The organism is Nocardioides sp. (assembly GCF_004803405.1).
Lineage (GTDB): Bacteria > Actinomycetota > Actinomycetes > Propionibacteriales > Nocardioidaceae > Nocardioides > Nocardioides vastitatis.
Genome location: NZ_SSXI01000292.1, coordinates 1 through 6590, shown reverse-complemented (window position 1 = coordinate 6590; position 6590 = coordinate 1). Strand labels below are relative to the sequence as shown.

7 protein-coding genes and 1 pseudogene are annotated in these 6590 nt (G+C 69.4%); 3 read left to right on the top strand and 5 right to left on the bottom strand.

Translation table 11 applies throughout. From position 1 onward, the window contains the following. Positions 1–205 precede the first annotated feature (205 nt). Positions 206–1207 (top strand): class I SAM-dependent methyltransferase, encoded by a 1002-nt coding sequence (locus tag E7Z54_RS20620; protein ID WP_136436617.1) that lies wholly within the window; start codon positions 206–208, stop codon positions 1205–1207. Between the two features lie 16 nt (positions 1208–1223). Here E7Z54_RS20620 and E7Z54_RS20615 read toward each other — a convergent pair whose 3' ends face one another. Further along, a complete protein-coding gene (locus tag E7Z54_RS20615; protein ID WP_168798441.1) occupies positions 1224–2789 on the bottom strand; it encodes a glycosyltransferase family 2 protein in 1566 nt (521 codons plus the stop codon). A 43-nt stretch (positions 2790–2832) separates the two neighbouring features. On the opposite strand from E7Z54_RS20615, the gene E7Z54_RS20610 reads away from it, so the two are divergent. Both E7Z54_RS20610 and E7Z54_RS23560 read left to right on the top strand, forming a co-directional pair. Further along, positions 2833–3999: a hypothetical protein gene (locus E7Z54_RS20610; protein WP_136436615.1), complete on the top strand. Its 1167-nt coding sequence runs from the start codon at positions 2833–2835 to the stop codon at positions 3997–3999. Then, positions 3996–4301, top strand: coding sequence for a hypothetical protein (locus tag E7Z54_RS23560; protein ID WP_168798439.1), 306 nt, complete (start codon positions 3996–3998; stop codon positions 4299–4301). Before E7Z54_RS20610 ends, E7Z54_RS23560 begins: the two co-directional genes overlap by 4 nt. 337 nt (positions 4302–4638) lie before the next feature. Here E7Z54_RS23560 and E7Z54_RS23555 read toward each other — a convergent pair whose 3' ends face one another. The 4 genes and pseudogenes from E7Z54_RS23555 to E7Z54_RS20595 all read right to left on the bottom strand — a co-directional run. Then, positions 4639–4881: a hypothetical protein gene (locus E7Z54_RS23555; protein WP_168798438.1), complete on the bottom strand. Its 243-nt coding sequence runs from the start codon at positions 4879–4881 to the stop codon at positions 4639–4641. 62 nt (positions 4882–4943) lie between these two features. Further along, positions 4944–5171: a hypothetical protein gene (locus tag E7Z54_RS24115; protein ID WP_240769814.1), complete on the bottom strand. Its 228-nt coding sequence runs from the start codon at positions 5169–5171 to the stop codon at positions 4944–4946. A gap of 50 nt (positions 5172–5221) precedes the next feature. Further along, positions 5222–5392: pseudogene (locus E7Z54_RS24265) on the bottom strand (acyl-CoA thioesterase); the annotation flags it as partial. A gap of 1 nt (position 5393) precedes the next feature. After that, on the bottom strand, positions 5394–6590 hold a 1197-nt coding region (locus E7Z54_RS20595; protein ID WP_168798440.1), incomplete at its 5' end, for an AAA family ATPase.

Sequence of the window (6590 nt, the reverse complement as noted above, 5' to 3'; positions counted from 1 at the left end):
GGCGCCGGCGCGATGACGTCGGCGCGCGCCTCGGCGGGCAGTCGGCGCGGCCTGCGGACCCGGGTGCTGACGAGGCCGACGACCACCACGGCCGCGACGGCCGCGACGGCCAGGATGCCGATGACGAGGTAGAACCAGTCCTGCATGGGTTCCATCCAATCAGGCGGTAGGGCCCTGGGCGCTCCGGGGCGGTAGATTTCCGGGCGTGCCTGACTACGACGTCGCGATTGATCGTGCCAACATCAACACGAGCCATGTGCAGGTGCTCGAACTGGTCGGTCCCGGCAAGCGGGTGCTCGACGTCGGATGCTGGCGTGGCGAGCTGGGCCGTGCCCTGATGGATCAGGGATGCAAGGTCAGCGGAGTCGAGATCGACCCGGACGCGGCGGCGACCGCCGCCAAGCTCTTCGAGAAGGTCGCCGTCGTCGACCTCGACCGCGACTCGCTCGGCGATCACTTCGAGCAGGGCAGCTTCGACGTGGTGGTCTTCGCCGACGTCCTCGAGCACCTCCTACACCCCGCGGAGGTGCTCCGCTCGGCCCTGCCGCTCCTCGCACCGAGCGGGGAGGTCGTGATCTCTCTGCCGAACGTGGCGCACGGGTCGCTGCGGCTCGCGCACCTCCAGGGTCGCTGGGACCTGACCGACACCGGACTCCTGGACCGCACCCACATCCGGTTCTTCAACCGGGAGGGTTTCCTCGACCTGCTCGAGGAGTCGGGGCTGGTGCTGGAGGAGCTGCGCGGCACCATCGCCGATCCCCTGGGCTCCGAGGTGGAGGTCGGCGACGACCTTCCGGCCCACGTGGTGGAGTGGGTGCGCGACCAACCTGATGCCTTCGTCTATCAGTTCGAGGCCCGCGCGCGGGTGCGCCGCGGAAACGAGCCGATCGGCCGCTGGGTGCCTCTGCAGGAGGTCGTCCCAGTTCACGCGGTCCGGATCCGGGATCAGCACACCCACCGGTTCGAGGACGCTGGCCGCGCCGAGTTCAGGGCGCGCGACGAGATCCGAGGACTGCAGGCCGAGACGGTCAAGCTCCGGGCCAACCTGAAGCGTGCCCGCGAGCGGCAGGCCGACCTGCGAGCCCGGCTGGAGAACCGCAACGGGGTCATCGACCGGCTGCAGGCGCAGCTGGAGCAGATGGCACGCCGGCCTGCGGCCCGGGTGAGGCGCAAGGTCGGCGCGGTGGCGCGTCGCCTGCGGGGCTGACCGGTCCCGGACGGACTCAGGAGCTCGTGTACGCGTCCCTGACGCTTTCGTGGTCGCCCCACCTGCGCGTCATGTGACGGAGCTCGAACGGCTTGATCGACGCCTCGCGAGTCGCCGACTCGAAGTGGTGGAGCACGGCGTCATGCATCCAGATCAGCCGATGACCCTGAGCCCGGATCTTCAGGCACATGTCGACGTCGTTGAAGTTCCCGGGCAGCTTCTCGGTGAATCCGCCGACCTCCTGGAAGGTCTCGCGCCGCATGGCGAGGCAGGCCCCGGTCAGGGCAGAGACCTCCCGGTTCATCGCCAGCTCGCAATAGGAGCCGCGCTTCCGGTGCGAGCGGTAGTAGTGGTGGCCGATCTGGCCGTCTCCGTAGATGACGCCGGCGTGCTGGATCCGGCCGTCCTCGAACAGGAGCTTCGCCCCCGTCGCGCCCACCCCGGGCTCGTTGAGCGGCGTGATCAGGGTCTCGATGAGGCCGTCGGACTCGGCCTCCATGTCGTCGTTGAGGAACACGAAAACGTCGCCGGACGCGTGAAGGGCACCGACGTTGCACTTCGCGGAGAAGTTGAACTCCTCCGTGAACTCGACGAACCGCAGGCGTGCCCCCGGGATGGAGCGCAGCTCGTGGATGACCGTCGGCGGCGTGGGGGTGTCGTAGACGACCACGAACTCCAGGTTCTCGTGCTGCGTCTTCTCCAGGAGAGAGGACACCGCCTGGACCACGAGGGTGCGGCGACTGCCCCACACCGTCGCTTGTGAGCCGATCGTGGGGATGATGACGCTGACCGGCGTGGTGAGATCGGGGGTGCGGTCGATCTGGTAGAAGCCCGGTGCGAGCCCATGCAAGGCCACTGCCTCGATGCCCACGCGGTCGAGGTGGTCCTGCACCGCTCGCACGCCGGCGTCCCAGGCGTACGGCTTGGCATGAGGGTCCGCGGCGGCTGATCCGGGAATCTGACGCCAGTGGTACAGGACCTCGCGGACGTGCACGATCTGCCGCGCCTGCTCGGTCACTCGAAGGACGAGGTCGTGGTCCTGCGAGCCGTCGAAGCCGGCGCGGAAGCCGCCCACGTCGAGCACCAGGGAGCGGCGCAGCATGGAGAAGTGCGTGGTGTACATGTGGTGCCGGAGCCGCTCGGGAGACCAGTCGGGCTTGCGGAACGGCCGGTGGCATCTCCCGTCCGCAGTCATCCAGTCCTGGTCGCTGTAGACGTAGTCGACCTCGTCAGGCTCCCTGGTCCCGTCGATCGCTTGAAGCATCCGCTCGAGGGCCTGACGCTCCAGGACGTCGTCGTGGTCGAGCAGCGCGACGAACTCCCCCGACGCCTCGGCCAGCGAGTCGTTGCTGGCCGCGACGATGCCGCCGTTCTCCTCGCGCACCCGGACCCTCACCCGCGGCTCCTGGGCGGCGAGCTCACGCAGCCGCGGCACGACCCAGTCACTGGGCGAGCGGTCGTCGGTGAGGATCCACTCCCAGTCCTCGTTCGTCTGTGCGAGGACTGACGCGACCGTGGCCTCGAACGCGTCACGCGGCGGGTCGTAGACGGCCGTGATCACCGATACTCGTGGGCTCGACATGCCCATCATCCTTTCAGACGCCCCGCCGCGATAGCGTCTGCACGTGACTGTTACCGACGTCGTGCTCCACCTCGGGATGGGAAAGACCGGCTCCAGCTCCCTTCAGGTCGCTCTCGTGCGCAACCGGGAGCAACTGGCACGGCTCGGGATTCGCTATCCCGAGCACGTTACCGACGCGCGCGCCCGTCGTGGCCAGGCCATGAGCGGGAACGGCCTGGCGCTTCAAGCCTGTCTCGCGCCCAAGCCGGGAACTACCGAGGAGCAGTCCGACGCCGCGCTCGACGGCCTGTTCGCTGAGATCGCCGCAACGACGCAGCCGACGATCGCCTACTCCTCGGAGTTCCTGGCCTACTTCGACGTGGACCGTCTCCGCAGCCTGCATGGGCTTCTGCAGGCACGAGGCGTCCGGCTGCGATCGGTCATCTATGTCCGCGACGTCGCCGGACACGCGATCTCCTCCTATGCCGAGCACGTCAAGCGCGCTCGCTACACCGTCACCCTGCCGGAGTACCTCGACGAGTACGTCCGCTGGCCCGCCGAGCTGAGCATGGGCCCTCGTGTCCAGGCCCTCGACGAGATCCTCGGTGCGGACAACTGTCTGGTCATCCACTACGACAGCGTCCGGAAGGAGCTGTTCGAGTCGTTCATGGACCAGACCTTCGGGATCCAGGACCTGACCGACTTCGATCTGAGCCGGGACGACGTCAACCGGTCACTGACCGCGCAGGAGGTGGAGTGGATGCGCTACCTCAACGCACGCCTGGAGAGTCCTGTCGCGGCGACGGCCGTCAGCGACCAGATCGTCGGCCGCGAGCCCCTCGAGCGCCGCAGCCTCGTCCTCACGCGAGACGAGGTGGCGCTCCTCGATGCCAGGTTCGGCAAGGAGGTGGCTTGGATCAACGACCACTTCTTCCCCGACGGCCGGCTGTCGATCGAGGGCGGTGCGACGATCGTCGACGAGCGGGAGGCGCCGGCACCGCTGACGAGCAACGAGCGGTTCCTCCTGGACTGCCTGGCCGGACTCGGCAACGAGTGGCCCCCTCAGCGGCGGAGTCGGCCGAAGGCGACGAACAGGAAGAAGGGCGCGGCTGCTCCGAGTCCCTCCGAGCTGACCGCTTACGCTCGAGTGCGACGCCGGCTGCGTCGCCACCTCCACCTCCGCCGGGGCGACCTGCGAGCGAAGGGGAAGGATCCCGGGCGCCGACCGTGACGACTCCCGACGAGTCCCCGCGGAGGCAGCATGTCGCGCGCCTCTTCGACTTCTCTCGAGGCCGCCGCCTCGAGATCGGGCTGTTGGACAAGCCGCTGGTATCACCGTCGAGCGTGGACGTGAGATACGCCGACGGCTACCCGCGCGAGCGCCTCGTGGCGATGCACCGCAACAGTCCGCCGATCACGGTCGAGGACGTTCCCGAGATCGACTTCCCGCTATGGGGCGGCGCCGGCATCCGCACTTTCGCCGAGCGGCGCAGGCGGGGGCGCCCTTCGACTGGGTCTTCGCGAGCCGTGTGATCGAGCACGTGCCCGACCTCGTCGGCTGGCTCGAGCAGACCGAGTCCCTCGTCGTGGAGGACGGCGCCCTCGTGCTCGTGGTCCCGGATCGCCGACCGCCCGGGCAGGAGCCGGACGCGGACGCGATCCCGGCCCGGCTCACCGACCTCCGTGACCAGCGCGACGAGACCGCGAACCTGCGCGCCGGGGTGCGGCAGCAGAGGACGGCGATCAAGGACCAGCGGGCACGGCTCCGGGAGCGGCGGAAGCTGGCGGCGATCAGGAGCTCCTTGCGCTGGCGAGTGGCCGCAAGGCTGGCCGCCGCCGGTCCGGGTGCTTCGTCGTCGGCGGTAGCGCCTCAGCGCGACCGCTGGGCCTCTCGCTGGAGGTCTAGCTCGCCGTCCTCGATCACGGGGGTGGCGTCGACCGCCTTCCCCATGGCCTCCCCCAGCCATGGCGCGTAGGGCACCTTCTCCCCACGGTGCGGGTAGGCGACGTAGACGACCACGAGTCCGGCGACGACCAGGCTCAGCAGAACCGCCGACACGACGAACAGCACCTTCGACTCCTCCGAGTAGGTATCGAGCTCTTCCTCACCCATCCTGCACCACCATGGGTGAAGTACCGGCAACGACAGAGCTGCGAACCGCCCAGCGGCACAGGTCAGACGACGAGCGGCGCGACCGCCTTGCGGACCACGTCCGGAACCTCGGTCACCGGTCGCGTCGGGTCGGTGTTGTCGACGTACACGTGGACGAAGCGGCCCTCGGCGGACGCGGTGGCGCCCTCACCGTCCGGGTCGCCCTGGAACAGGCCGATCCGGTAGATGACCGAGGATCTCCCGAGCTTCTCGACCGCCAGCCCCATCTCGATCGGGCGGGGGTAGCCCACTCGGCGAAGTACCTGCAGGACACCTCCGCGACCACGCCGATGGCGGGAAGCGTCCGGATGTCCATACCGGTCGCCTCTGCCAGCTGCGCGTTGACGGCAGTGTCGATCAGGTCGAAGTAGCGCGCGTTGTTGAGGTGGCCGTACACGTCGTCGTCCGACCAGCGGGTCGTCGCCGTCCGCCAGGCCCTGTAGGACGACCGGCCCGGACGTTCGGCCGGCATGTCAGGCCGACTCCTTCCGCAGCCGCTGGCTGATCACCGCCGAGACGCCGTCGCCGCGCATCGTGACGCCGTAGAGGGCGTCACCGACCTCCATGGTCCGCTTCTGGTGGGTGATCACGAGCAGCTGGGAGTTCTCGCGCAGCTCCTCGTAGATCTCCAGCAGCCGGCCGAGGTTGGTGTCGTCGAGCGCGGCCTCCACCTCGTCGAGGATGTAGAACGGCGACGGACGCGCCTTGAACAGCGCGACGAGGAACGCGACGGCCACGAGCGATCGCTCGCCACCGGAGAGCAGCGAGAGCCGCTTCACCTTCTTGCCGGGCGGACGCGCCTCGACCTCGACGCCCGTCGCGAGCATGTCGGAGGGATCGGTGAGCACCAGCCGGCCCTCGCCACCCGGGAAGAGCCGCGCGAAGGTCTGGTCGAACGCCTTGCTGACGTCGGCGTAGGCCTCGGTGAAGACCTGCTCCACACGCGCGTCGACGTCCTTGACGATGTCGAGCAGGTCCTTGCGGGTGGCGCGGAGGTCCTCGAGCTGCTCGGAGAGGAACTGGTGGCGTTCCTCCATCGCGGTGAACTCCTCCAGAGCCAGCGGGTTCACCCGGCCCAGCATGGCAAGCGCACGCTCCGCAGAGCGGAGCCGCTTGACCTGCTCCTCGCGCACGTAGGGCACCGTGCGCGGCCCGGGCTCGGCCTCGCTCACGTCGTGGTCGGCGGCTGCATGGCCGGCGCCCTCGGCGGCCTCACCGGAGGGTTCCGCGTCGTCCACACCTGAGGCCACGGTCTCGTCGGGGATCTCGAGCACCGGCACCGGCTGGTCCGGGCCGTACTCGGCGACCAGTGCGTCGGCCTCGAGCCCGAGCTCCTCGAGCGCCTTCGCCTCGATCTGCTCGATCCGCATCCGCTGCTGGGCGCGCGCCATCTCGTCGCGGTGCACCGAGCTGACCAGCTCATCGAGCTCACGCCCGAGGTCGCGCAGCTGCTGCCGGACGGTCATCAGCTCCTGTTCGCGGCCACGGCGGGAGTCCTCGACCGTCTGACGCCGTCGACCGGCCTGGTCGACGGAGATCTCGAGCCGGGAGAGGACGTAGCCGACCGCGGTCAACACGGCCTGGCCCGCGCGACCTTCGCGCAGCAGCCGTGCGCGGCGCTCGGCGGCACGCGCCCGGGCCTGGCGCTCGGCCTCGGCCGCTCTGCGGAT